The sequence below is a fragment of the Clostridium thermosuccinogenes genome (genome assembly GCF_002896855.1).
Lineage (GTDB): Bacteria > Bacillota > Clostridia > Acetivibrionales > DSM-5807 > Pseudoclostridium > Pseudoclostridium thermosuccinogenes.
Genome location: NZ_CP021850.1, coordinates 4293748 through 4319425 on the forward strand (window position 1 = coordinate 4293748; position 25678 = coordinate 4319425).

Genomic DNA, 25678 nt, shown 5'->3' on the forward strand with positions numbered 1-25678 from the left:
TTAAAATTTCAGCCTTAGTATAGAAAAACGACTCCTGCCCCTGTCTCCCGGGAGAAAATCCCCCTGATAAACATCAGCTGCACATCCCTGCAGCCTTTATTTCACTTGGCAGATTGGTGCCGTTTGCATATATTTTAACATAATATGCGGAAATTATCCAGTTTCCGATGCCTGCCGGACAAACTCACGGAACAGCTCCAGATGTAAATCGTTCTTTTCCCACATCACCTCCGGATGCCATTGCACACCTACTGCGAAGGGATGTCCTTCATATTCTATGGACTCCACCATCCCGTCGGAGGTTCTTGAGGTGACTCTAAATCCCGATGCCACATCTTTTACCGCCTGATGGTGAAAGGAGTTGACATCGGCCTTTTCTTTCATGAATGCCCTCCACACCTTTGTTCCTTCCTCAATAAATATTTCGTGGGTGGGATACCACTTGGGAGCATCCTGGGAATGCTTCAACACACGCCTATCCCTGTTCTGTGAAGATATGTCCTGGTACAGGGTTCCCCCCAAGGCCACATTCATAACCTGAATTCCTCTGCATATGCCAAAAACAGGTTTACCAAGCTCTATGGCCCTTTTTGCTATATATATCTCCATAGAATCTCTGAGAGGAGATATCTCTCCATTGCAAGGCAGATTTTCTTCTCCAAAACGCCGGGCATCCATATCCGGACCACCGCACAGAAGAAAACCGCCGCAAATGCCGAAAAATTCCTCCAGCACCGCTTCTTCATCAGTTAACGGCAATATTGACGGTAACCCGCCGGCTTTAATTATGCCGTTATAATATCCATCTTTAACAAAAATCTTTTCGCCTTTTTCATCATATCCGGGCGTTATTCCTATTATAGGCCTCGCCATACACCTTCACCCCCTATATAGTAAAAAGAAGCTCTTTAATCATGAGCCTCTTTTTATCCCTGATAAAAAACTACTGTTTTAATAAAACCATTTATTGCTTTTCAAACATGTCCTTACCCACACCACATAACGGGCAAACCCAATCCTCCGGAAGATCTTCAAAAGCTGTTCCTGGTGCTATACCTGCGTCAGGATCTCCTACCTCCGGGTCATATATGTACCCACATGCTGTACATACATACTTATCCATTACTATCAGCTCCTTTTCATTCATTTGCTCTGCTGCTCTGTTCGCCGAAACAGGCAGAAAAGTAATTTTTATTTACTAATGTGTATATTACCCAATTTATTATATCGTATAACATGAATCTGATGAACCTTGTTCATTAATATTTATTTTATATCTTTTGATATGCTCTTATTTTCCCTAACAGTACTTACGCAAAACAAAATGATCCTTGAAAAATAAAGATTTCACGCACTTAATTTGTCCCAAATGGTTGTTGCGAGAGGATTTGAGACAGTATTTACCTCTTTACCTGTCCGGTCTTTGGATGTTACATTAATAATGTACACAATACCGTTGACTTTAACCTGGACAATGTCCTGCAGGAAGCTGATGGTTTCACCCATGGTATTCAAATTATTCTGTATCTGCAAAATCTGCACGAATACAGAAGTTATGAACACCAAGGAGAAGTGACCCTCAAGTTTTCTAATAGACCGGACTTGAACTTTTTCAAAGTTCAGAAACTGCTTGATGTCTCTGAAGAATACTTCAATGTCCCAACGGCAAAGGTATTTCTTGAGGATGTCTTGAGCAGCTACACCGGGCAAGTCAGTAATGATAAATCTGGTGTTTTGGATAGATGCGTTATAGCCGTTTTTGACTATTGCCATCATGGTGTTACCCACACCAGGTAAGATTACCGATAAAGCCTTGATGTAGAAGCCTGTACCGGGGTAGTACCTGTACTGTTTCTTGCTAAACAGCAGGCTTATGGTCTTAACGTTAAAGTTAACCCTGTTGTTGTACAGCACTTTGCGGTTATTCTTTATCATGCAGACATAGTGGTAACCGCACTCTGAGAGCTTTTGCAGGAGCTCTTTACAGGAATACCAGGTGTCGAATGTGACGTATTCGGCAGCCAAACCAAATTTGTGGGCGAAGGATATCATACGTATGGCTAGTTCAACCTTGGTATGATATTCTTCACACTTTTCTTCCGGTTTCCATATCCGAAACGCCACGGGGATTTTAATCCAACCATTAGACCATAGAAGGACTACAATGTGCATTCCCCAGACATACCGATTATTTGTGTGATCGTATACATAAGATGTCGGGAAAATGCTCTTGCCGAAAGGCTTCCTGATAATCACATCATCGATGATCAAATATCCAAGACCAGCCGTTTGTGACTGTATTGCCTGGATGAACAGGATCATGATATTTGTGTTATTAATAGAAAGCAACGGCAGCAGCCTTGTTATGGCATCATGGGATACCCAGTACAGCTTCTGCGCAATATATGTTGCTGTAGGATTATTAAACAGGATTATACCCATACATGCTGCAACGAAGACCAGTGTATACTTCTCAGGGAACAAAAACTTATCCAAATTGAACTTTCTCACCAGTTCAGTAATAATATCGTGAATGCCGTGCTTGGCAACGGTTATGTCGGAAATGCAATTTTTGGTAGACCTCATGGAACCCCTGCCAAAAGAATAGCATAATTCGAAAACTGGTGAATAGCTGTAATATATGGAAACCTCAATGCAACAACCTTTTAAGCTATATTCTGTTTTCAAAGTGCTGATATGACTTGTTTATGTTACTTTTGCGTAAGTACTATTCCCTAATTAAATATGCAAAAATTCATTTATTTATCTGAAGCCGTCATGGGATGACCTATTCCCCAGTAATATGGCAAGCCCTAAAACTATAAGGGCAAGGGGTATTATGATACGCCAGATGCTTGTGCCAAACAGCAATCTTCCGGAAAACACATCAAAGAAGAACAGGGACGTTATGGTAAGTATTGCCACAGGGATCAGCAAGCCCTTGTCCCTTCTCCCGAAAAGATATAGTTCAAACAGCCCTACGGCCACAGAAAGTATTAATCCAGGCAGTAAAATACCCCATATTCTAAACGACAGGCATAATTGCAAAACTACGCCTATAGTGATTAAAATGCCAGCAGGTACCAGAATACCTGCGCTCGACCTTTTACCGGAGAAAAACACCGAATGCAGAGACAGGCCGGGCAGAACGAAAAACACAGCAGGCCAGAATTTTCGCAAGATAAAACCTATTCTAAAATAAGGAAAGGGTATTCCAATTAAATTCATATTATTCAATAAAAACAGAATTCCAAGTATTACAAATATAACTCCTATAGTCTTATTATTTCTATATTTCATACTAAGACATCCTCCCACGATTGTACTCTATTATATTATAAGCCAGGGAGGCAAAAATGTCTGAAAAAAACGTGCCGAATATCATTCACAATCGTAAAATAAGGACATGACTTCGGAACTAGTGCTCATTTTCCTCAGGACATACCTTATTCCCATGGATATTATATCTGCAATTTTCATTACAAGGCTGAGCCTTGTATTCTGAAGCACGAGAAAATCCATAAACCCGCCAAAATTAACTATTCCCGTTATATGCATATCCCCTACCGGATTCAAATTTTTATTGACACCCGATCCGGGTTTGATAGGGCCTTCCCCAATGTTGATGTAGCCTACATGCTCCATTCTCCCAAGACAGGCATCTATCGCAACCACAAAAGGTTTATTGTATTTTTCATATATCATTTTCATTGTCTCGTCTATATTTTTTGCGTGTACCGGATTATCCAGGTCTCCGTGGACATGGATGTTCTTCATTTTAAGCTTGCCGATTTTGTATCCCACCAGAGGCCCAAGGCTGTCCCCCGTAGACCTGTCTGTTCCAATGCATACAAAAACTATGGATTTATATCCATTTATAATTCCTTTTTTTATAATCATGTACAATATATCGCTAAAAGCTTTTAAGGCCGACTCACATTCAGTATTTATGCATTCGTGCAGTACTTGTGGTCTTAGCAGCATAATAATCTCCAATCATTGCATTCTTTGTATAAGAATACCTTTTTAGTCCTACTAATAATATTATTACCTTAGCAGGCATTATTATTACTTTTTCCACATTGCCCATATTTATACAGCATAATATCTGCATTTTACTTCGAAAAATACTCCTAGGCAGCAATTATTTTTGGTTCTTGCCATCGGCTTCCTTTATGCAAAATTTATGGCTTGATTGCCATATTCCCCATCTTGTCAAAATCCCGGTAAAACAGTTAACAACGCAATTGCTAAAAGTAATTTATTTTGATATTATTAGTTAAACAAAACGAGGTAGGAAAGAGGTCGCTGACAGATGGCTTTAGAAAATGTCAAGGATAGTATTGAAAACATAAAAATAGACAGCACATTCATTAATGATATCATAAACGGAATATATGACTGGGTAAGGGTAATAGATAGGGATAACAATATTATATATATGAACAAAGCTATGCGGGAAGCTTTTAAAAATTACCGGCCGGGCGACAAATGCTACAAAGTCGTATGCAAAGACTACCCTTGTGAGAACTGTATTTCGCGCAAGGCGGTCTTTGAAGGCGAAACCCAGAAGAAGGAGGAAATAATAGGCGGGAGAATTTATTCCGTCATGAGCTCTCCTGTTAAAAATTCCAAGGGTGAGATAATAGCTGTGGTGGAAGTTTTGCATGATATCACGGAAATCAAAAATATGCAAAACAAGATAATCCAGCAGAATAAAAAGCTGATGGACGACTTGAAAATAGCCAAGAAAATGCAATGCAACTTCCTTCCAAAGCACCTTCCGGAGGATAAAATAGATTTCTCCTTTATATACAAACCCTGCGAAACCCTGGGAGGGGACTTCCTCGACATTTTTAATATAGACGACGATCATGTCGGCCTCTATATCGCCGATGTTTCCGGCCATGGTGTATCGGCTTCAATGCTCACCATGTTTTTGCGGTCGACTATAAATAAAAGCATGCCATCCCCCGCCCATACGCTTAAGAACCTTTATACCGATTTTAACAGAAGCGGTTTCGACAGCGACATGTATATAACCGTATTTTATGCCATCATAGATTTGAAGAATAGAAGAATGATCTTTTCCAATGCAGGGCACAATGTACCGCCAGTTGTGTTCAATAAGAACCGGTTCGAATTGCTGAGAGTCCCCGGCATACCCATAAGCAACTGGATGGATGAGCCGACGTACGAGGATAGAGTCATTGACCTGCAAAAAGGTGACCGATTGTTCTTCTCCACCGATGGCATTGTGGAAATAAGGAATAAAGACGGAGAACAGTTTGGAGAAGAACGGCTTCTGAACATTTTATTAAACGATGATTCTGAGCCTAGCAGTATCCTGGCAAGGATAGTCGACAGCGCCGGGGAATTTTCCAGCGCTAAAAGCTTTGATGATATTTGCGATGACATAACCATGGCTCTTATTAAAATAAAATAAATGCCAAATAAATGCCAAATAAATGCCGGAGTGAAGCAGCCTGTCGTTTTCGCATTCAGGGCAGACGATTGGCTGCTTCATTCATTTTCATACATCCCTTTTTTGAGTATTTCAAAATACTGCCGGTATTCATCGGTAAGCTTATCCACCCGCCTCAATACTTCATCGGCATCCATGCCTTTGAACTCCGCCATATACTTTTTTTGGAGCCCATCGAGGAATAAGCTTATAATCTCCACTGCCTTCCTAACATCAACGTCCTTCCTGAATTTAGACATGTCCAGTCCTTCATACAAGGTGGGCAGAACCTCGGCATATATATTTTTGAACCGGTTCTGAATCTCTTCCTTAAGCTCATCTGGCGTATTGATAAATATATCGAACAACAGCTTATACATCAGCGGCTCATCATATGCCATTTTAAGCTTGATGATTCCGGTTTGCATAAGCCTGTCAAATATATCGTCCGACGGATTTATATTGTACTGGCGGTATTTGTCCATGAAGCTCTTTATCACATAGTCCATTATATACAAATAAAGGCTTTTCTTGTTTTTGAAATAGTGAAATAGTATGCCTTTGGAAATGTTGGCCTTCTTCACTATTGCATTTGTCGATGCGTTGGTATAGCCTTTTTCTGCAAACTCCTCTATACAGATATCGATTATTTTTTTCTTCTTTTCCTCCGGCAGATTTTCAAAGCTTTCGTACAAAAAACCACATCCCTGTTTATTTAATATCTCCTTCCTTTATACAGCAATGTTCTTCCTGTTGTAAAGTACATAGGTAAGGACAACGGATATTATAATGACCAGCACCATTATGACCATGTAAACCGTCTCTATTTTTCCACTGGCCACAAGGTCCGACGGATTTACATATTTAAAGGGAGTAAGGTATTTCAGGTTTTCCAGCTTGTCGGAAACTGCGGATACGATGTTTAGGAAAAATGCTCCCAGCACCACTCCAAAAGTAACAGGGTAAACCGATTTTGCCTTGACTATGAATACCGATATCAACAATCCTACAGAAGCAAAGGTAAGCTGCAGCATGAAAAATCCGAAGTGCAACAGCAAAAATTTGTTCATGTCGAATGCGTCCCTTTTTATTGCTTCAAACACAATATAGTCGGCAGCAATAAACAAACCGTTGAAAAGAATCAGATAAAACAGCACGCAAAGGCTTTTTGCAGTAACTATCGCATTTCTTGTGACCGGCTTGGCCAGCAGGAATTCTATGGTCTTGTCACTTTCTTCCTTCGATATGATGCTGGAACTCAGCATCATTGCATATACTCCGCCAAAAAGGATTATATACAGAAATATATAGGCAAAGAAGTCCAGAATCTGACTAAAATTCAGTCTATCCATGCCAAGGCCCTCCAGCATTTCCTTGGGAAACTTCTTCATCAGTTCGTTGTACGCTCCGGCTTGTTCCGCCACCACCGGATACATGGCCATCATACCCAAATTTGATGCTATGAGAATGACTGTCCATATTATAAATGATTTTCTGTTCCTTGCGAGCTCTCTAAAAAAAATTGCCATAATCCCAACAACCTCCTTAATTTTTCATCCCGTGCCGGCAGGGTGCATCTTAATCTTTCCTGCCGGTTTCATAATAGTGCATGAAGATCTCTTCCAATGACGGCTCTTCTATCCACAAATTTTCCACCTGCAGCTCCGATAGACTCTTGATCAATTCATCCATTTTCCCGCCAAAGAGAAACTCCATGGATTTGCCCTTAGTCTCCACGTTGACCATGCCCGGAAGATTTATCCTTCCGCCATTGGCAAAATCAATTTTAACTTTTTTAAACTTGTCGCCGGCCAGCCTGTCTATCGTCTCCACCTTCAAAATTCGGCCTTCCTTTATGATGGCAACCCTATCGCACATCCTCTGCACTTCGCTTAAGATATGGGAGGAGAAGAATATGGTGGTGCCTTTTCGGTTTTCCTCCCTCAATATTTCAAAGAACCTGTTTTGCATGAGGGGATCAAGGCCTCCCGTAGGTTCATCCAGAATAAGAAGCTTCGGTTCATGCAGCAGAGCCTGCACTATCACCGTCTTTTTCCTGTTCCCATAGGAAAGGGAGTCTATTCTTTTATTGAGATCCAGTTCCAGAATGCTGCTCAGCTCATAAATCCTCTTGCTGCAGTCTTTCTTGTAAAATTTGGCTGAATAAAAAAGCAAGTCCTTAACCTTCATGTCATCGTAATAATTTACCTCCGACGGAAGATAGCCTATGTTCATTTTTATCTTAGCGGAATCCTTGATGCAGTCCATTCCAAAAATCTTAGCACTTCCGCCGTTCGGGAATATAAACGCAAGGAGCGTACGGATGGTAGTTGATTTACCCGCCCCGTTGGGGCCGATAAAACCGAAAATCTCACCTTCCGCAATATCCAGGCTTATGTCCTCAATACCCCTTACCTTCCCATAATATTTGCTTAAATTTCTTATTTCAATGGCATTCATTTTTTCGACCTCCTTATATCGACCACCTGGTCAACCACAGCTTTATTATATACCACATTGACCACGTAGTCAATATGAAAATAATTATTTATACTTAGAGAATGAGGATTCCCTATAATCGCCTTGCTGATTCAAAGCATCGGTGTCAGCTTTGCTGCTAAAATATAATGCGATATTTAAAAGCCAGCTTAAACAAAACCTTCAGAACATTGCAAATTAATGTAAAACATGCAAAAATATATCTGTAGAGATGTAATCCCAATATGAATGTACATTGCATTTATGCAAAATGAAGCTATCATCTATATAAAAATAAAAGGGTACTGTTTTAAAGCACTTGTATAGAACAGCGGGGTTAGTAAGGCGGATATCCAAGCGACTGTATTATGTTCTTAAATAAAATTAAAAGAGGTAGATGTATATGATAAAATTATCAAAAAGGATAGGAATGGCAATCTTGACCTTTGCATTATTTATTGCATTTTCAGGATGTGCATCAGAAAAACCTGCTAGAAGCAATAATGATATGCGTGACACTGATCGAGCTGGAACTGATTCCAGCAAGGATGAAGAAATAAGTGTAAAAGACGATAATGCAAATACAACAAAAGACTCTGAAAAGGATTTGGGGGATTCTATAAAAACCTACACGGACAAGAGATATAAATTTAGTGTGGACTATCCTGAAAATCTCAAAACGGAAATCACAGAAACCAGTATAGATTCAGGAATCATAATTTATTTTGATGATAATAAAGATGAGAGTATATATGTTTATGGCCAGTCAGGGCATATAAGTCTGCCCTATGCAGATGGGGTAAAGAAAGAGGAATTTATTACCGACAGCGGCTTGAGGGGTACGTTGTATATCCTGGAGCATAACGGCACAAAGGAGATGGATCTTATTCTTGGAGAAGGCTTTCTAGGCGCGAACGTGAGTTTTAGAATAGACATTTTTAAGCAATATGAGGAACAGATATTTAAAATTTTAAAAAGCATAAGGAGCACGGATTAAATAAAGATGCCCAAAACCGAGCAAATGCCTAAAACACTTTCATCTGCAAAAGAGGAGATATATGAAAACTATTTTATTGATTGAAGACGACGAAAATTTAAGCCGTGGCATAGCATTCGCCTTCGAGAAAAACGGCTACCAGGTTATATCAGCAAACAGCATCAAGGAAGGGAAACGGCTATTGGAACAGCATGAAGCCCATCTTATCATACTGGATTTAGGGCTTCCGGATGGCAATGGGATAGATTTGTGTAAAGAAATCAGAGCTTATTCCAAAATTCCCATTATCATGCTCACAGCCTGTGATTTGGAAACAGACGAAGTACAGGGTTTGATGTCCGGCGCTGATGATTATATAACAAAGCCGTTTTCGCTTTCGGTCTTGCGTGCACGCGTTGAAACCGTTCTTCGTCGACTGGAGTCTAATAAAAACAGCGTCATTCAATCCGGCATATTTAAGCTAGATGTTAACCTCTGCAAACTTTATCGTGGTGATGAGGAAATCCCGTTAAGCGCGACGGAGTTTCGACTTATCAATTATTTTATGAGCAATGCAGGACAAGTTCTAACCAAAGAGCAGATACTTTCGCTATGGGATAAACAGGGAAATTTTGTTGATGAAAACACTTTATCTGTGAACATTAACCGTTTGCGGGCAAAAATAGAAAATGATCCTAAAAACCCAAAGATAATAAAGACAATATATGGGATCGGCTATGTATGGGTAAAGGAGTGATAGAGTTGACTTATTTGCCCTATATATTAACCGGAACTGCTATTGCCGCTCTCACCATCACCATCCTATGCTGCCGGAAGTATGCTGTTGACACCTTAAATGCTGTAGAAAAGATTTTAGATCACATCCTGGCGAAAGATGACAGCTTGTCTATAGGAATTGCAGAAGATGATCGTGTATCGAAGCTTGCACATAAAGCAAGACGGATTATGGATATATACATTTCCGAAATATCACAGGCCAGAAAGGAAAAAGAAACAATACAAGGGCTCATTTCCGATATGTCTCATCAGATGAAAACACCTTTAGCCAATATCTCAATGTATTCAGATTTGTTGATCGAAGGCAGTTTATCCTCAGAGGAGCAACAAGAATTTTTAACACGTGTAAAGTCGGAAACGGAAAAACTGCAATGGATGACCGATGGCCTGATTAAAATGTCAAGGCTTGAGATAGGAGCTATCCAGCTTGCTCCTGTAAAAACCGGCATCCGGCAAACTATATATGAAAGCATAAGCAGTGTGGTTGCTATCGCCGCAAAGAAAAACATAGACATAGTAGTATCTCCCTTTGACGATATAGAGCTTTACCATGATCGAAAATGGACCAGAGAAGCTCTCAACAACATTCTCGAAAACGCAATAAAATATTCGCCTGTTAACGGTTCTATCGAAATATCCGTTGAGCCATTATCCCTCTATACAAAAATTACAATAACCGACCACGGCATAGGCATCGACAAAAGTGAGTTTAACCTGATATTCAAGCGCTTTTATAGAGGACAAAACACAAAAAACTATGAAGGTACAGGGCTCGGCCTGTACCTTGCGGCGATAATCATGGAAAAGCAGGGTGGATATATCCTGGTGGATTCAAAGCCTTTCGAATATACTTCATTTTCCCTGTTCTTACAAAACTGTAAGAAGTAATTCAAGTTTTGTAAGAAGTATGTAAGAACTGTATTTTATAATTCATTTCAAACGAAAGGGGGATGAACAGTTGTCTATTTTATCAGCCAAAAGACTAAAAAAATATTACGGGAAAGAACCCAACATTGTCCGTGCCCTGGACGGCGTGAACATATCTGTTGATGCAGGCGAGTTTGTTGCGGTTGTCGGCATGTCCGGTTCCGGCAAAAGCACCCTCTTGCATATGCTTGGCGGTCTTGATAAGCCGACTGAAGGAGAAGTGGTGGTTGACGGGCACGAGCTTAGCAAAATGTCGGACGAACAGCTTGCCGTATTTCGCAGGCGCAATGTAGGCTTTGTGTTCCAAAACTATAATCTCGTTCCGATCTTAAGTGTTTATGAGAATATTGTGCTGCCTATTGAATTAGACGGCAATAAGGTAGATAAAACATATATAGATGAAATCATTGACACGTTGGGACTTTCCGGAAAGCGCAATAGCTTGCCCAATATGCTTTCCGGTGGTCAACAACAGCGCGTGGCCATTGCCCGGGCGCTTGCCACGAAACCGTCCATTTTACTTGCAGACGAGCCTACAGGTAATTTGGACAGCAAAACCAGCCAGGATGTTTTAGGCGTTCTGAAAATGACCTCTACGAAATTTCATCAAACCATGATTATGATTACCCATAACGAACATATTGCTCAACTCGCAGATCGGATCATCCATATATCCGATGGAAAAATCATCCGGGAGGGACGTGGCAAAAAATGAAAAACAACAACGGAGCTGTAATAAGGAGGCTCACAAATAGAAGCCTTAAGGCCAATAAAAAAAGAAACCTCTTTATCATCATGGCGATTACGCTCACAACCTTTCTCCTGGGTTCAGTTTTCAGCATTGGCATGAGCCTTTTGGAGTCCAAGAAGATGGAGGAAATACGATTCCTTGGCACCGTGGCACATGCCGCAGTCGGCCACCCCACCGCTTCACAATTGGAACAGCTTAAAAGACTGGATTATGTTAAAGTTGTCGGCACAGGCAACAATGTTGGTTATGTAAAAAATACAGAAGGAATGGGGAGAATAAGTTTAACCTTACACTACTTTGATAAAACAGAGTGGGAAAAATTACGTTCTCCCGCTTATACCGATATTGTGGGCAGCTACCCTCAAAAAGAAAATGAAATCATGGTATCAGTTGGGGTTCTGGAGAAAATTGGCATAACCAATCCGTCCATTGGCATGGAGATACCTATTGCCTACTATACGGACAGCAAGGACAGTGATGCGCTGATCAGCGAGAATTTTCGCCTGTCCGGATGGTTTACAAGTTATGCTCTTATACAGTCAATGAATAGGGCAGACATCATCCTGGTTTCGGAAGAACTGTCAAAAAAACATGGAAAAACGATAGAAACAGACGGAACAGCTACTCTGATGTTTGATGATGCCTCTCGGGTTTTGGAATACTGTGAAAAACTTAAAGTTGATTTGAATTTGACTGAGAATCAACCGGTCGTTCCGGCGCAAGCATATCAAACCGGTAAAGAGGCAACAATAGCCAGTCTGATTGCATTATCGGCGGTGATTGCTTTTTTGATTTTTACAGGCTATCTTTTGATATACAATGTCATGTATATTTCTGTTTCTCAGGATGTGCGTTTCTATGGACTTCTTAAAACACTGGGAACAACACCAAAACAAATTAAGCGTATTGTTGTTGGGCAGATCCTGCGTCTTTGCATGATTGGCATACCCATTGGAGCTTTGCTTGCTCTACTGATTTCTTTGGTTGCCGTTCCAGTAGCAATATCAATGTTGGGAGCTACCTCCACGGGTGTGGTTGTATCCTTTTCTCCTCTTATCTACCTTGGCGCAGCATTTTTTGCCTTGCTTACAGCCCTTTTAGGCGCATTCAAGCCGGCAAGGAAAGCAGCAGTTATTTCACCTATAGAGGCACAGAAATTTACGGGTATAGACTATGTCAGTAACCATGTATATAAGCCAACCCGTGGAAAGCTTTATAAAATGGCTTTACGTAACATTTTCCGGGAAAAAAAGCGTGCGGTAGTTGTATTGCTCAGCCTATCTCTGGGTATGACAACTTTTATAGCCATAACAACGTTGGTTTCCGGCATGAATATAAACCATTATATTGAAGCCATGTACGAAAGCGACTTTGCACTGAAAAATTTTGCATTACCCGACGCAAAAGGCCTAAAGCAAAAATTTGATGATGCTTTTATGAAAAGTCTGGAATCCCTGCCCGGGTTTGAAAAGTTAAACATAACGACGCTGGAATGGGTACGCCTTGAATATACACCAGACATGTTCGGTGAATATATAGCAGCCTATGCAAGTATTCAAAACGGTATTGGAAATTTGAATGAAGAACAGATTCGGGAAAACTTTCGAGGGTTCATTGCCGGTATTGATGGTGAAGTGCTCACAAAGCTGAATGAGACGCTGGACAAACCTATTGACATTGATGCTTTTGACCGGGGAGAGCTTGCATTGATTGCGACTGACAATCCGGAGCTGTTCTCAAATGTTCGTGAGTTGACCATTTCACCCCTTAAAAAGAGTGAATCAGGATTAGAAAAAACCTCCGGCGGAGAAAGTATAAAAATTCCTCTGGGTGGTTTCGTTCCCTATTCTTTTAAAAACATCGGTTCAGGTTTTGCTCCCACCGTGTTTATCTCAAATACCTTAATGGCCAAAATATACCAGGAACCGGTTATATCGGAAATAAATCTTGATGTTTCAAAAGAATATGAGCAACCAGCTCTTAATTTGTTAAAGCAATTTACCAATGACGATAACGAAATATACCTGACATCAAAGCTGGAAGCCATGAGGGAATTGAGCAGCGCCAAAATGGTACTGTTTGTCCTCGGTGTAAGTTTAGCTCTCATCATTGCTTTGATAGGTGTACTCAACTTTGTAAATGTAATGTCCGTTGGAATTATGGTTCGAAGACATGAATTAGCTATACTTGAATCCATAGGCATGAGCCGCCGTCAGGTTAGGAAGCTGTTAGTGCGCGAAGGGCTTGGGTATGCTGTAATAACGCTGCTTCTGGTCTTTACAATTGGAAATGCTGTTACTCTCGGTATTTTCACTTTATTCCGGCAGCAGGCCACCTATGCGGCATATAGCTATCCTTTTTTCCCGGTGATATTAGTAAGCATTATAATTATAGCAATCTGTGTGATAACACCTGAGGTTGCTTATCATTCCATTTATAAGAAATCTACCATTATAGAGCGGCTAAGGGAAACAGAATGAAGGATCCAATGGGTAATAAAACAGAAAATCTATCGGGCAGGAGGCTACCCATTAATTGGGTAGCCTACCTCCCACAGCACGGTATGTACTGTTCGGCATACGGCACTTCCAAAGTTCAAACTTTATTTGCAGAATAATATTGGTACAGGAACATGCAAGGAGTTACCGAAAGTCCCAAGGTTCACACTTATTTTGCAACACTTACTTTGTATAACAACTCTCGTCAAAACTGAAATATCCAGCACACTTGAAGCCCCCATCGATGTAGCCGCTGCATAATAAGCATATATAGTTCCTATATGCTCTAAGGCTATTCACCATCTCTTAAATACTTTTCTCCAAAAAGCTTTAAAATCGTAGGTCTAATGCTGAATTCTTCTACTATTTTTTTCAGATGCATATTATTTTCTAGTGATACTTGTTTACCTTTATATTTCGCACGGATCATAGCATTCTTTGGCGTATTTTCAAAATCAACAAACTCAACAACATCCACCTCATACCCATGATCCTGAAGAACTTCACAACGGATAGCATCGGTAAGAATAGCGGAGAATCGTTCTTTATATAAACCATGCCGCAGTATTATTGAAAATTCGTTCTTGTTCGATATTTGCTGGTTTACTTCATGCTGGCAGCATGGGACTGAAAATATATGCTTTATTCTATTTTTTATAGCAAAAAACAAAGCATAATCCGTGGCAGTATCGCATGCATGTAGAGTAATAATCATATCTACATGTTCCTGGCATGTTTCAATTTTTGAAATGTCTCCGGTTATAAAACGAATATTTTTATAATTATATTTTTCTGCGATAGCATTGCAGTGTTTAACAACATCATCCTTCAAATCGAACCCCATGATTTTAACATTGATTTTCTTTACAAATGCAAAATAGTAATAGATGATAAAGGTCAAATAGGACTTCCCGCATCCAAAATCAATAATCGTTAACTCGTCCTTGTCATAACTCTTAAATTCATCGGCGATTATCTCGACAAACCGGTTAATCTGCTTGTATTTATCGTATTTCGATTTTTTAACATTAAAATTGCTGTCAAATACCCCTAAATCAACTAAAGGTAGAATCGGCATGCCCTCTTCCAAAATATATTTTTTGGGAACATCATGGGAGAGGATAGTGTTGTTTTTCACTGCCGTTTTATGCTCATTTCTGAACAATTTCTTTTTCTTAGACACACGATAAGAGATTGTTTTTCCCTTTAATATGATGTTAATATCGCAAAACTCATATTTTTCCAACAACGATAAAACATCGCTCTCCAAGTCATGATATTCAATGTTGGAGTGGAAGGCCTGATTATTAATAATTTTCTCAATTTGCCATTTTCTGTTGTTTTTCAATAGCATAGGTCTAACCGTTGCTTTTTGAATTTCCTGCTTTGATTTACTTAATACTATTTTATTAATGTCATCTTTATTAAGACTGGATAACTCCTGTATTATCTCGCTATACATAATACTATCCTTTCGTATTTTTATAGATAAAAAAGATGCACAATGTTATATCGTCCAATTTTTCATTTCTGCAAATAGACTTAGCAATTCTTTGTTCTTAAAAGCTTTCGTTTCTCTTTATTATTAGTGTTAACACGGAAATAAAAATGCTATTTTCACTATTGGTTGCGCCCTGCAAGCGTGAGTAATTGCGCAGTTAAATGCAAATGTTTATGCAGCCATTCTAATTTGGCAATAACAGCAACGACAGTTACCCCACTTACTGTACAAGTATACGCAAACTTAGCAATAGAAATCAAGTATTGCTTGCAGAAATATCCTATGGTATCTACCGCATTCTGAAGTTTTTAAGATTTCTTGTTTGAGACTCCGAAAAGCTCCGGACTTGGCATCATGATATTTTAGTCCCGAGATTTATGCAAACCTGTATCCGTGGGCAATGGGAGGTTATTGCTATCCATAACCCAATGGAGTATACTGGCACAAAAAAGGAAAAGACCTCCTGTTAGGGAGACCTCATATTTTATCCAAAAATTGCATGCTTTGGATTATCGAGCACTAAATCTGAAATAAAAAAGGCAGCTGCCGCAAAATATTTATTTTATTTTGAGACAGCCCCATATCCGAAATCGAAACTTATGATAAAAACAACCACAAGGATTAACCCTTAAGCGCTGGCATCCGATTCAATAACACATACATACCGGTTGATGCTTCCGCTGGGGCATACCTTGATGCATTCACCGCAGTTATCACACAACTCCGGATTGATTTTGGCCAATGCTCCATCCATCGCTATTGCATTTCGCGGGCATGCCTTAACGCATTTTGTGCATCCTATGCAGCCCACATCACAGTTCTTTCTTGTTACGGCACCCTTGTCATAACTTCTGCACCTCACGGTATACTGGGAGTGCAGAGGCACAATCTCGATTATATGCTTGGGACACGCCGCAACGCATTTTGTGCAGGCTGTGCACTTGGATTCATCCACTATCGCTACACCGTTCTCTATGCTTATGGCCCCAAAAGCGCAAGCTTTGACACAGGTACCCATCCCCACACAACCGTAGGAGCACGAAGAAGGACCACCAAACAAGCTGGCAGCGGCAGCGCAGTCGTCAATTCCCGAATAGGAGAACTTAGTCCTGCATTTGTCATAAGTTCCGGCACACATCACTCTTGCCACCCTGGGTTCCACTTTATCAGCCTTCACTCCCAGTATTTCACCTATTTTCTTTGCCACTTCGTCGCCCCCTACAGGACAGCCGTTAACCTTGCACCTGCCTTCAACAACCCCTTCCGCAAAACCGTCGCACCCGGTTTGACCGCATGCCCCGCAGTTTGCGCCGGGAAGAACCTCTCTTACCTGTGCAATCCTGTCGTCCACCTTTACTTCAAATTTCTTAGAGGCATATGCCAGTCCCAGTCCAAACACCAGACCCATTCCACTGACGATGGAAGCAGGTATTATTATATCCAATAGCATTTAAATAACCTCCTAATATCAATTGACATCATGAAAACAGGCCTTGGAAGCCGAAAAAGGCCACTGAAACCAGCGCAGCCGCTATGAGGGTAATCGGCAAGCCTTTCAGCGATTCCGGTATGTCATTATACTCTATCCTCTCCCTTACACCTGAAAATATCACAAGGGCAAGGGTGAAGCCCAGGCCGGCTCCAAAGCTGTATACAACTGAGTTCAAAAGGCTGTACTCTCTCTCCATGTTCAGCAGGGCAACCCCAAGCACAGCGCAGTTAGTCGTGATCAGAGGCAAATATATGCCCAAAGCCTTATAAAGCGGAGGCATGAGCTTTTTCATTACTGTCTCAACCAACTGTACCAGTGCGGCAATCACCAGAATGAAGGCAATAGTCTGCAGGTACTCCAGTTTATAGGGTGCCAGCAGATACTCGTTAACAAGCCAGGTGGCTGCCGACGCTATGGTCATTACAAAAATTACGGCAACGCTCATTCCGATGGCCGTGGAAAGCTTCTTTGAAACCCCGAGGAACGGACAAATTCCTAAGAATTTTACCAGTACGAAGTTTTCAACCAGTATTGCACTGATTATAAGGATGATCATTTCCTTCATTATGCCCCTACCTCCTTACTGCCTGCACAGGCACCGCTCTTGCGGAGCTCACAGGACTGACATCCGGTCTTTGTCGTTTTCTTGCCGGATAATTTATTCAAAAGTCCCATGGTGATACCAAAGGCGAGAAAACCACCGGGAGGAAGTATCATGATGATGGCGGGATCAAACAATTTGGCGGTAACTGTAATGCCAAATATCGTACCGTTTCCAAGCAATTCCCTGATAGACCCGATAGCCATAAGAGCCAGCGTAAAACCAAAGCCCATGCCCATACCGTCAAGAACCGAAAGCCCCACGTTGTTTTTGCTGGCAAACATCTCGGCCCTGGCCAGGATGATGCAGTTTACGACAATAAGCGGGATGTATATCCCCAGGGCCTGGTCCAAATCCGGGAGATACGCCTTGAGCAGGAACTGGACGATGGTAACAAAGCCTGCAATTATGGTTATGAATGCCGGAATCCTAACTTTGTCCGGTATGACCTTTCTTGTAAGGGAAATAACTGCATTAGAGCCTATCAGAACAGCTGTAGTGGCCAGCCCCATGCCTATGCCGTTAATAGCGGAAGTAGTTACGGCCAGAGTAGGGCAGGTACCCAGAACGAGCCTGAAAGTAGGATTTTCCTTTAATAGTCCATTGGTAAAGGTTTTAAAAGCACTCATTTTTCTACCCCCTCCTTTTCCATCAATTCCGCTGCCACGTCTATTGCTGCCTGAACTGCTTCGGTCACGGCTTTCGTAGTGATGGTTGCGCCGCTGATGGCCTGTATTTCTTCAGGCTTTGATTTTTTGCCTTTAACTATGGACAGCTTTTCACCGGACGTCAAACCTAAGAACTGTGAGATGAAAGGTTCTTCCTTGGCTTTTGCTCCCAGACCCGGAGTCTCTCTATTATCTCCGATTTTAACCCCGGATACCTTTCCTTCCTTATCTACGCCTATGGTCAGAGTCATTTCACCGCCATAGCCTTTGGTAACCAAAGTAAAAACATAACCTACAAAATCTTCGTTTTTAAGTCCGCGGTAAGCTTCCTTCACCTTGTCTTTCGCCGCTTCTCCCCCTATAAGGGACTCCAAATCTTCTATCTTCTCAAAAGCTGTTGCTTCGGAAAGCACTGCTCTTCTGGCATTCTCCCTATCCAGCTTTGCTCTCTCCTCGATCACATCCTTTGTGACCGCATAGGTAAAAGCAAGAGCTGTAGAGACTGCAAGGCATATAATAAATAATACAACCGATGGTTTTAATATGTCACGCAACTTTCTTTTCACCTCCAAAGCTCACCGGGACAGTATACCTGTCAATCAAAGGTGTAAGTATATTCATAAGAAGTATGGCAAAAGATACTCCTTCAGGATAGTTCGTATATAGACGTATAATTCCGGTTAGCAGGCCGCAGCCGATCCCCATTATGACCCTGCCTTTGAAAGTGATGGGGGATGTAGTGTAATCCGTTGCCATAAAGAACGCCGACAGCATCAAACCACCGGAAAGCATGTGGTACAAATAATCTCCGGTAAATAACGCATTGCCGCCGAATATCCAGGTAAATAAAGCCAGGGTGCCAATAAAGGTAAGTGGTATTTCCAGAGTGATAACTCTGCGGTACACAAGATATGCAGCGCCCAGCAATATAGCCAGCACCGACGTTTCACCAATACTGCCTCCCACCTTGCCCAGGAAAAGATCCAGATAACTCGGCAAAGATCCTGCCACAGCTTCCTTCCCCCTGATCATGGCGAGGGGTGTTGCCGACGATACTGCATCGGGTATGATCCAGTTTGTCATCTGTACCGGCCAGGAAACCAGCAGTATTACCCTTGCGGTCAGAGCAGGATTCATGAAATTTTGGCCTAATCCACCGAACAGCTGCTTTACCAGCACGATTGCCAATACAGAACCTACAGCAGCTATCCACAAAGGTATTGTCGGGGGAAGGTTCAGCGCCAGCAGCATACCTGTAACCACCGCACTGAAATCACCGATGGTAAGGTCTTTTCCCAAAGTCTTGCATGCTATGGCTTCTGAAGCCACAGCGGCCAATACTGCAACCAATATGACCGGAATTGTCCTTGCCCCAAAAAACCATACCCCGGATACTGCAGCCGGAAGGAGAGCAATTACAACATCCAGCATGATCCTTGATGTGGTATCCTTGCATCTAATATGTGGTGAGGATGTCACCAGTAAACTGTTTTCCAAATCATTTTCCTCCTTTCGCAGCTGCCTGTCTGAGCTGAGCCTTGCCAAGCCTTATCGACTGTACAAGATGCCTCTTGGAAGGGCATACATAAGAGCAGCTTCCACACTCGATACAATCATTGATGTGCAAATTATGCAACTCATCCATGTTTCCCTTAAGCACATTAAAGTTAAGGGAAAGAGGCAGAAGGTTCATCGGACATGCGCTTACACACTTGCCGCACCTTATGCACGGACTCTCGGGAGGAACCTTGGCATCAGCTTCATCAAAAGCCAGCAGGGCATTGGTATGCTTCAATACCGGAGCCTGCAGCGAAAACTGCGCTATCCCCATCATCGGTCCGCCCATCAATACCTTGCGCGGTTCAGATTTAAATCCTCCCGTGAAATTAAAAACATCTTCCAACGGAGTGCCTATAAGAACTTCAACATTGGACGGATTTTTAACTGCGGAACCGTCAACCGTAACAATTTTCTTTATTAGAGGCATACCCGTCTTCATATGCTGGGAGATAAAGGATACGCTATTGACATTCATGACGATAACCCCTACATCCGCAGGAAGCTTTCCAGGGGGAACCTTTCTCCCTGTTATAGAGTAAATGAGCATCTTTTCCGCACCTTGCGGGTAGCGGGACTTCAGCTTTACAACATCAATCGTGCTATCCTCATCAGTTATGCCTGACAGCAGTTTTATCGCTTCGGGCTTGTTGTCTTCTATTCCTATCCAGACATGCTTCACCTCCAGCACGTCAATCAGCATTTTAATGCCGTCGATGATGCTGTCCGAATTTTCAATAATATGCCTGTAATCGGAAGTGATGAACGGCTCACACTCCGCCCCGTTTATTATAAGGGTGTCAACAGGTTTATCCGGTGGTGGAGAAAGCTTGACATGAGCAGGGAAGCCTGCACCTCCAAGGCCAACCAGGCCTGATTGCCTTATAATCTCCAGGAATTCTTTTTTGCTGGAATACTTGGGAGGAGTGACACTTTCATGGATTTCCTGTTTCCCGTCGGTTTTTATTTCCACAGTCATCACGCTGACCCCTCCGGGATAAAGCCTGGGTGAAATATCGGAGACCACTCCCGACACACTGGAATGAATAGGAGAAGACACATATTTGTCCGATGATCCTATGACCTGTCCGACCTTGACATTATCACCCTTTTTTACGACAGGTTCGCAAGGCGCGCCTATATGCTGCACCATGGGAATTACAACCTTTTCAGGAACACCCATTTTGACGGTACTGCAACCGGCGGTGTTCTTGTAGTGTGGTACCGCCACACCACCTTTAAACATATTCCTCATAGACATAATCATGACCCCATTTGTAATTATAATGACAGAACTATTGCTTTATATTGGTTTTTAAAACATCCAATCCCCAACCAAAACCTTTAAAATAGATGTTTCAATATAAATTATATAGTTCCAGGCAGAAGAAGATTAATATATTGTCTAATATATAATAACATACCGAAATGATTTTTTAAAGAGAAATCATTGTTAAAAAATAAACTAAGCCCAGTAAAAAAGCGGCTTCCGCCGCATCACTCAAGTACTTTGTATGCAAAAAACATAATTTCATTAAAATTTTTTAATACTTTTTGGTCACATTTCAAACATTCCTATTTTAAGAATGCATATGTTAGCATCAAAATTACCTATGTTCTTGCTTCCAAAACGTATATATAAAGTTCAAGATGGCTCCGGCTGATACTATAGCCTAAAAGTAAAGTTCCGGCAGAATGCTTCAGCGGGTATTTATTCAAAAATTATAAAAATGATATGTGCTTCTATTAAACTCGAATATTATACTTGGTATTACAAGACTGCAGATACAACTGATATATATCTAGAAAATTTAGACGCATACCAGACTTGGTATAAGGAATGTGAATAGTTAATTTGTTCTGGCGAAGCACATTTATGTCCAGATGTTAAACTTAAAACAGCTTAGGCATTTCCTCTCCGGGAATGCCTAAGCTGTTGCCTTCCTTTGTGTTCTTATCCAATCTATAAAATCACCAATTCCTTCACCGGTCCTGCACGAAACTGTAAAAATCGGAGCCTTGTCATTCAACGCCCGAACCCCTTTGCAAAAGCTGTCCAGGTCAAAATCTATGTATGGAATCAGGTCGCTCTTATTTAGTATCACCACATCGGCAGCTTCAAACATGGAAATATATTTGTATGGCTTGTCATGTCCTTCCGGAACGCTGGCTATGACCATCTTTATTCCCTCTCCCAGGTCAAAAGCCGAAGGGCATACCAGATTGCCGACATTTTCTATAAATAAAAGGGAATGATCTTTGATCTCCAGCTCCTCCGTCACAGCCTTAATCATATTTGCATCCAGGTGGCATCCTCCGCCGGTATTGATTTGCACCACCGGTATACCATATTTCTCAATTTTCTCCGCATCAATGCTGGAGGCGATATCCCCCTCCACCACGCTTATATCCGCTTCATCCTTTAAAGCTTCAATGACCTTGAGAATGATGCTTGTCTTTCCAGCGCCCGGGGATGCCATGACATTGAATACGGTAACTTTTTTGCTTTCAAAAAACCTCCGGTTTTCTTCTGCCAGCTTCTGATTCTCATCCATTATATTCTTCATAACCTTTATTTTCATAACCAGTTCCTCCCATAGCCCCATCCTTTATGCTTATGATGGGCAGATTTAGCTTAAAGTGCATGGACACCATCCTTATGGCAAACACTACAAAAATGCACAGGTATACATTCACAGTAACATCCAGGACGCCATACAGGAAATAAAAGGCCAAAGAACCAATGATTGAGGCCAGAGCGTAAATTTCGCTCCTGAACACAAGGGGAACGTCATTGGCCATGATATCCCTCATCACCCCTCCTCCGACACCGGTCAAAACAGCAGTAAAAACAATGCCAATTATCGGTACGCCGGCAAGGATGCTTCCATAGGTGGCAAGGACGGTGAAAACACCCAGCCCTATGGCATCAAATATTTGTATCAGCGTCTGTATTTTGTTCAGAAAATTGTATGCGAAGTGAACTATGACACAGGCGATAACGGTTGAAATGACTATTGTTATCAGATATTTCGGTTCCGTAAAAAATACCGGCAGTCCTTTTTTGATGATCACATCCCTTATCAGTCCGCCTCCGGAGGCAGTTATGGTTGCGAGAACAAAAATCCCAAAAAGATCAAGCTTGTTCCTTATTCCCACCAGTACGCCTGAAACCGCAAAAGCTGCAGTTCCTATAAGATCCATGATTTCCACCAGAAACATATTTCCCTCCACCAAAATATACTTATGACATTATATAGATTATTCATAAAACCATAAATTGTACTTAATTATAGTACACCATTTTGGCAAGTTTTCAAATATCTCCTTGAAGCATTGATTACTCAACTTCCATGCTTTCAATGTAAAACTCCTTGCCGACGCCGGTGGGAGTTCCCATGCCACCGCATTTGGGGCAGTCAAAGCCTTTCTTTGGCTTTATATATTTTTCGCCGCATTCCCTGCATTGAAACTCTGACGGGATTCTTTTAAAAACAAGCCGGGCCTTATGAGCTATCGTGCCCTCACTCAGTATATCAAAATACATCTGCACTGAATCATCCATGATGGTGGAGAGGTCACCTATTACCAGTGTTATCTCATTGATTTTCCCCGCCCCTGCCTTTTTCGCTTCCTCAACCGCTGTCCTTATCAATCCTTTTGTAACGGAATATTCATGCATACATCAAATTATCTCCTTCATAAAAAGGGGACATACCGAAAAAACAGAAGCCAGAATATAGAAATCAGGAACAGCAAGCTTTATGGTTTATCACCTGTTGGGCTAGCATATTTGAGATAGCGTTGTGGAGAGTTATTAGAGATAGTTAGCGAAGTGGAGGATAAGGCAAATCATCTGAACGAAGTGAATTGATTTGCCCCGCAACAAGCCTACTATCTCTTTAACTCGGAACTCCGCTATCGAAAAAGCTAGCACAAGGAATCGCTATCCAATCCCCATTTTCTGTTCTCTGCCCTCTGTAGTTTTGGAATGTCCCCTATTCTTCATGCAAATCCATCTCCCAGGATTCCTTCTCTCCGGATGTTGTATCGGAGTTAGGCTTCACTTATGCTATGACTCTGTCGTCGGATACGGCAGGTTTAGGCGTCTGAACAAGGATTGACTTTTCTTTCCGGTACGCCGCCGGGGTATATTGCTCATCCATATAAATGGACTTTTTAGGGCAAACGGAAGCACATTCTCCGCATATTACACACTTAAACGGATCGATCTCCCAGGTTTTTTCCGTTTTGTTAACCTTTATGGCCTGTGAAGGGCATTTTCTGCTGCATATGCCGCAAAAAATGCACTTTTCCATATCATTACCCCCAACCCTTCCCCGGGTATCCTTAAACGATGGCCTTTTATACAGAGGGTAATTCCGGGTTGCCGGCTTTGAAACCATATTCTTTAATACATTTCTTATCATGTCAAACATGCTATTTCCTCCTTTAATGTGGCGCCCCAATCATCTTTCCGTGCAGCTTATGCATGGATCTATGGTCAGCAAGAGTATCGGAACGTCTGCCAGTTGGCTTCCCGGCAACATTTTAAGCAGCGCAGGAATGTTTGCAAAGGTCGGAGTCCTTAACCTCAACCTGTCCAGGAATTTTGTACCGTTAGCCCTCATATAGTAAAGGACTTCTCCCCGCGGCTGCTCCACCCTTGAGATGACTTCGCCGTTGGGATTTCCTTTTACCGGGACATTTATCTCCCCTTCCGGGATTTTTCCAATGGCCTGCTTTATGAGATCTATGGATTGATACACTTCCTTAAGCCTTACCACCGTCCTGGCGTAACAATCGCCGCCCTTTTCCACCACAGGCTCAAAATCCAGCTCTCCATAGGCTGCATATCCGGTCATGCGGTGATCCATCCTTATGCCGCTCGCTCTGGCCATAGGACCCAAGGTTCCCAGGGCATGGGCGTCTTCCGCACTCAGAACGCCTACACCTACCAGCCTGTGTTTTACCGTATAATCATTTAAGAAAACCGACTCAACCTGTTTTAAGTCCTTGTATATCTCATCCAGCACAGCAGGAATTTTAGCCAGCATTTCTTCGCTCAAGTCCCTTTTGGTGCCGCCGATGATGTTGACAGAAATGATAACCCTGCTGCCCGCAGTCTCTTCCATTATGTCCATAACCTTCTCGCGGTTTCTCCAAAGCTGCATGAAAAGGCTCTCAAAGCCAAAGGCATCAGCCAGGAGTCCCAGCCACATCAAATGGCTGTGCATTCTGTGCAGCTCCGACCATATGACCCTTAAATATCTGGCTCTGTCCGGAACTTCCACGCCCATCAGCTTCTCCATGCCTTGGCAGTATGCCAGAGCATGCATGGCACTGCAAATGCCGCATACCCGCTCAACTACGAATACGTTTTGGGTGAACTCCTTTTTCTCTGTGAGTTTTTCAAGACCCCTGTGGACGTACCCTATGGCCGGTATGGCCTCCACAATTTTTTCATCTTCCATTACGAGCTTCAAATGCAAAGGCTCCGGAAGCACCGGGTGCTGGGGACCAAAGGGGATAACCGTCTTAGGCATTCTGCTTCTCCCCTTTCTTCTCAATTACTATTTGCCGCTTTGCCATGGGTGCATCAAGCTCATCGTCGGAAAGCAGCAGATGACCGCCATAATCAATCACAATATCAGTAATTTTGAGGCCGAAAAGCTCCTTCATCTCATTTTCCACCAGGAAGGCCCCAAAATATATTTTAGATATGCTAGGTATCTCTTCATCCTTGCCGACAGTCAGTCTGTAATTAATTAGTTCATATTCTTTATCAAAGTGATAAATCACATCCAAGGTTTCATTGCCGTTATCCACACATGTGGCGGTTACAAACCTGTAACCCTCGCTCATCATTTTCTGTACCGTACCGATGAGTTGTTCCTTCGGCATCTCAACAATATTTTCCATCATACCTTCCTCCTGCTCCGCCGCCCGTCCAATGCGGCGCATTAC

28 protein-coding genes are annotated in these 25678 nt (G+C 42.0%); 6 read left to right on the forward strand and 22 right to left on the reverse strand.

Annotated elements, in window-relative coordinates; all coding sequences use genetic code 11:
• Positions 1-153: 153 nt before the first annotated feature.
• The 6 genes from CDO33_RS18765 to CDO33_RS21075 all read right to left on the reverse strand — a co-directional run bounded on the left by CDO33_RS18765 (position 154) and on the right by CDO33_RS21075 (position 4081).
• On the reverse strand, positions 154-873 hold the full coding sequence (locus tag CDO33_RS18765) for a gamma-glutamyl-gamma-aminobutyrate hydrolase family protein (protein ID WP_103082936.1): 720 nt from the start codon (positions 871-873) through the stop codon (positions 154-156).
• A 91-nt stretch (positions 874-964) separates the two neighbouring features.
• Positions 965-1123, reverse strand: coding sequence for a rubredoxin (gene rd / locus CDO33_RS18770; RefSeq protein WP_103082950.1), 159 nt, complete (start codon positions 1121-1123; stop codon positions 965-967).
• Positions 1124-1347: 224 nt separating this feature from the next.
• A complete protein-coding gene (locus CDO33_RS18775) occupies positions 1348-2586 on the reverse strand; it encodes a transposase (RefSeq protein ID WP_103083335.1) in 1239 nt (412 codons plus the stop codon).
• A 177-nt stretch (positions 2587-2763) separates the two neighbouring features.
• On the reverse strand, positions 2764-3300 hold the full coding sequence (locus CDO33_RS18780; protein ID WP_103082315.1) for a hypothetical protein: 537 nt from the start codon (positions 3298-3300) through the stop codon (positions 2764-2766).
• An 81-nt stretch (positions 3301-3381) separates the two neighbouring features.
• Positions 3382-3900 (reverse strand): spore protease YyaC, encoded by a 519-nt coding sequence (yyaC, locus tag CDO33_RS18785; protein WP_338053235.1) that lies wholly within the window; start codon positions 3898-3900, stop codon positions 3382-3384.
• Between the two features lie 40 nt (positions 3901-3940).
• Entirely contained in the window at positions 3941-4081 is a 141-nt protein-coding gene (locus tag CDO33_RS21075) for a hypothetical protein (RefSeq protein WP_170045759.1), read from the reverse strand.
• 234 nt (positions 4082-4315) lie between these two features.
• Between CDO33_RS21075 and CDO33_RS18790 the strand changes: the two genes are divergently transcribed.
• Complete coding sequence (locus tag CDO33_RS18790) at positions 4316-5446, forward strand: SpoIIE family protein phosphatase (RefSeq protein WP_103082317.1); 1131 nt, start codon at positions 4316-4318, stop codon at positions 5444-5446.
• Between the two features lie 77 nt (positions 5447-5523).
• Here CDO33_RS18790 and CDO33_RS18795 read toward each other — a convergent pair whose 3' ends face one another.
• The 3 genes from CDO33_RS18795 to CDO33_RS18805 are packed head-to-tail and all read right to left on the reverse strand — an operon-like array spanning position 5524 to position 7924.
• Positions 5524-6159, reverse strand: a complete 636-nt coding sequence (locus CDO33_RS18795) for a TetR/AcrR family transcriptional regulator (protein WP_161496560.1) — start codon at positions 6157-6159, stop codon at positions 5524-5526.
• A 36-nt stretch (positions 6160-6195) separates the two neighbouring features.
• Positions 6196-6993, reverse strand: coding sequence for an ABC transporter permease subunit (locus CDO33_RS18800; protein ID WP_103082319.1), 798 nt, complete (start codon positions 6991-6993; stop codon positions 6196-6198).
• A 49-nt stretch (positions 6994-7042) separates the two neighbouring features.
• Positions 7043-7924: an ABC transporter ATP-binding protein gene (locus CDO33_RS18805; protein WP_103082320.1), complete on the reverse strand. Its 882-nt coding sequence runs from the start codon at positions 7922-7924 to the stop codon at positions 7043-7045.
• 421 nt (positions 7925-8345) lie between these two features.
• Between CDO33_RS18805 and CDO33_RS18810 the strand changes: the two genes are divergently transcribed.
• From CDO33_RS18810 to CDO33_RS18830, 5 genes are all read left to right on the forward strand, one after another.
• A complete protein-coding gene (locus CDO33_RS18810) occupies positions 8346-8939 on the forward strand; it encodes a hypothetical protein (RefSeq protein WP_103082321.1) in 594 nt (197 codons plus the stop codon).
• A 61-nt stretch (positions 8940-9000) separates the two neighbouring features.
• On the forward strand, positions 9001-9675 hold the full coding sequence (locus CDO33_RS18815) for a response regulator transcription factor (RefSeq protein WP_103082322.1): 675 nt from the start codon (positions 9001-9003) through the stop codon (positions 9673-9675).
• Positions 9660-10604, forward strand: a complete 945-nt coding sequence (locus tag CDO33_RS18820; protein WP_103082323.1) for a sensor histidine kinase — start codon at positions 9660-9662, stop codon at positions 10602-10604. The genes CDO33_RS18815 and CDO33_RS18820 overlap by 16 nt, the downstream gene beginning before the upstream one ends.
• A gap of 70 nt (positions 10605-10674) precedes the next feature.
• Entirely contained in the window at positions 10675-11358 is a 684-nt protein-coding gene (locus CDO33_RS18825; protein ID WP_103082324.1) for an ABC transporter ATP-binding protein, read from the forward strand.
• Positions 11355-13874, forward strand: a complete 2520-nt coding sequence (locus tag CDO33_RS18830; protein WP_103082325.1) for an ABC transporter permease — start codon at positions 11355-11357, stop codon at positions 13872-13874. The genes CDO33_RS18825 and CDO33_RS18830 overlap by 4 nt, the downstream gene beginning before the upstream one ends.
• Before the next feature lie 310 nt (positions 13875-14184).
• Here CDO33_RS18830 and CDO33_RS18835 read toward each other — a convergent pair whose 3' ends face one another.
• From CDO33_RS18835 to CDO33_RS18895, 13 genes are all read right to left on the reverse strand, one after another.
• A complete protein-coding gene (locus CDO33_RS18835) occupies positions 14185-15354 on the reverse strand; it encodes a class I SAM-dependent methyltransferase (RefSeq protein WP_103082326.1) in 1170 nt (389 codons plus the stop codon).
• A 667-nt stretch (positions 15355-16021) separates the two neighbouring features.
• Positions 16022-16843 carry an RnfABCDGE type electron transport complex subunit B gene (locus tag CDO33_RS18840; RefSeq protein WP_103082327.1) on the reverse strand — a complete coding sequence of 274 codons (822 nt, stop codon included), beginning with the start codon at positions 16841-16843 and terminating at the stop codon, positions 16022-16024.
• Positions 16844-16871: 28 nt separating this feature from the next.
• Positions 16872-17450: an electron transport complex subunit RsxA gene (gene rsxA, locus CDO33_RS18845; RefSeq protein WP_103082328.1), complete on the reverse strand. Its 579-nt coding sequence runs from the start codon at positions 17448-17450 to the stop codon at positions 16872-16874.
• Positions 17450-18115 carry an electron transport complex subunit RsxE gene (gene rsxE, locus CDO33_RS18850; protein ID WP_103082329.1) on the reverse strand — a complete coding sequence of 222 codons (666 nt, stop codon included), beginning with the start codon at positions 18113-18115 and terminating at the stop codon, positions 17450-17452. The genes rsxA and rsxE overlap by 1 nt, the downstream gene beginning before the upstream one ends.
• Positions 18112-18720, reverse strand: coding sequence for an RnfABCDGE type electron transport complex subunit G (locus CDO33_RS18855; protein ID WP_242974825.1), 609 nt, complete (start codon positions 18718-18720; stop codon positions 18112-18114). The genes rsxE and CDO33_RS18855 overlap by 4 nt, the downstream gene beginning before the upstream one ends.
• Positions 18701-19651 carry an RnfABCDGE type electron transport complex subunit D gene (locus CDO33_RS18860; protein ID WP_103082331.1) on the reverse strand — a complete coding sequence of 317 codons (951 nt, stop codon included), beginning with the start codon at positions 19649-19651 and terminating at the stop codon, positions 18701-18703. Before CDO33_RS18860 ends, CDO33_RS18855 begins: the two co-directional genes overlap by 20 nt.
• 1 nt (position 19652) lies before the next feature.
• Positions 19653-20972 (reverse strand): electron transport complex subunit RsxC, encoded by a 1320-nt coding sequence (gene rsxC / locus CDO33_RS18865; protein WP_103082332.1) that lies wholly within the window; start codon positions 20970-20972, stop codon positions 19653-19655.
• Positions 20973-21639: 667 nt separating this feature from the next.
• A complete protein-coding gene (gene hypB, locus CDO33_RS18870) occupies positions 21640-22293 on the reverse strand; it encodes a hydrogenase nickel incorporation protein HypB (RefSeq protein ID WP_103082333.1) in 654 nt (217 codons plus the stop codon).
• Positions 22259-22933 (reverse strand): trimeric intracellular cation channel family protein, encoded by a 675-nt coding sequence (locus CDO33_RS18875; RefSeq protein ID WP_103082334.1) that lies wholly within the window; start codon positions 22931-22933, stop codon positions 22259-22261. Before CDO33_RS18875 ends, hypB begins: the two co-directional genes overlap by 35 nt.
• Before the next feature lie 118 nt (positions 22934-23051).
• The gene (gene hypA / locus CDO33_RS18880) at positions 23052-23393 is read right to left on the reverse strand and encodes a hydrogenase maturation nickel metallochaperone HypA (protein ID WP_103082335.1); all 342 of its coding nucleotides are present in this window, start codon (positions 23391-23393) and stop codon (positions 23052-23054) included.
• Between the two features lie 385 nt (positions 23394-23778).
• Complete coding sequence (locus tag CDO33_RS18885; protein WP_103082336.1) at positions 23779-24150, reverse strand: 4Fe-4S binding protein; 372 nt, start codon at positions 24148-24150, stop codon at positions 23779-23781.
• A 30-nt stretch (positions 24151-24180) separates the two neighbouring features.
• Complete coding sequence (locus CDO33_RS18890) at positions 24181-25257, reverse strand: hydrogenase large subunit (protein ID WP_103082337.1); 1077 nt, start codon at positions 25255-25257, stop codon at positions 24181-24183.
• Positions 25250-25675: an NADH-quinone oxidoreductase subunit C gene (locus CDO33_RS18895; protein ID WP_242973934.1), complete on the reverse strand. Its 426-nt coding sequence runs from the start codon at positions 25673-25675 to the stop codon at positions 25250-25252. The genes CDO33_RS18890 and CDO33_RS18895 overlap by 8 nt, the downstream gene beginning before the upstream one ends.
• Positions 25676-25678: the final 3 nt, after the last annotated feature.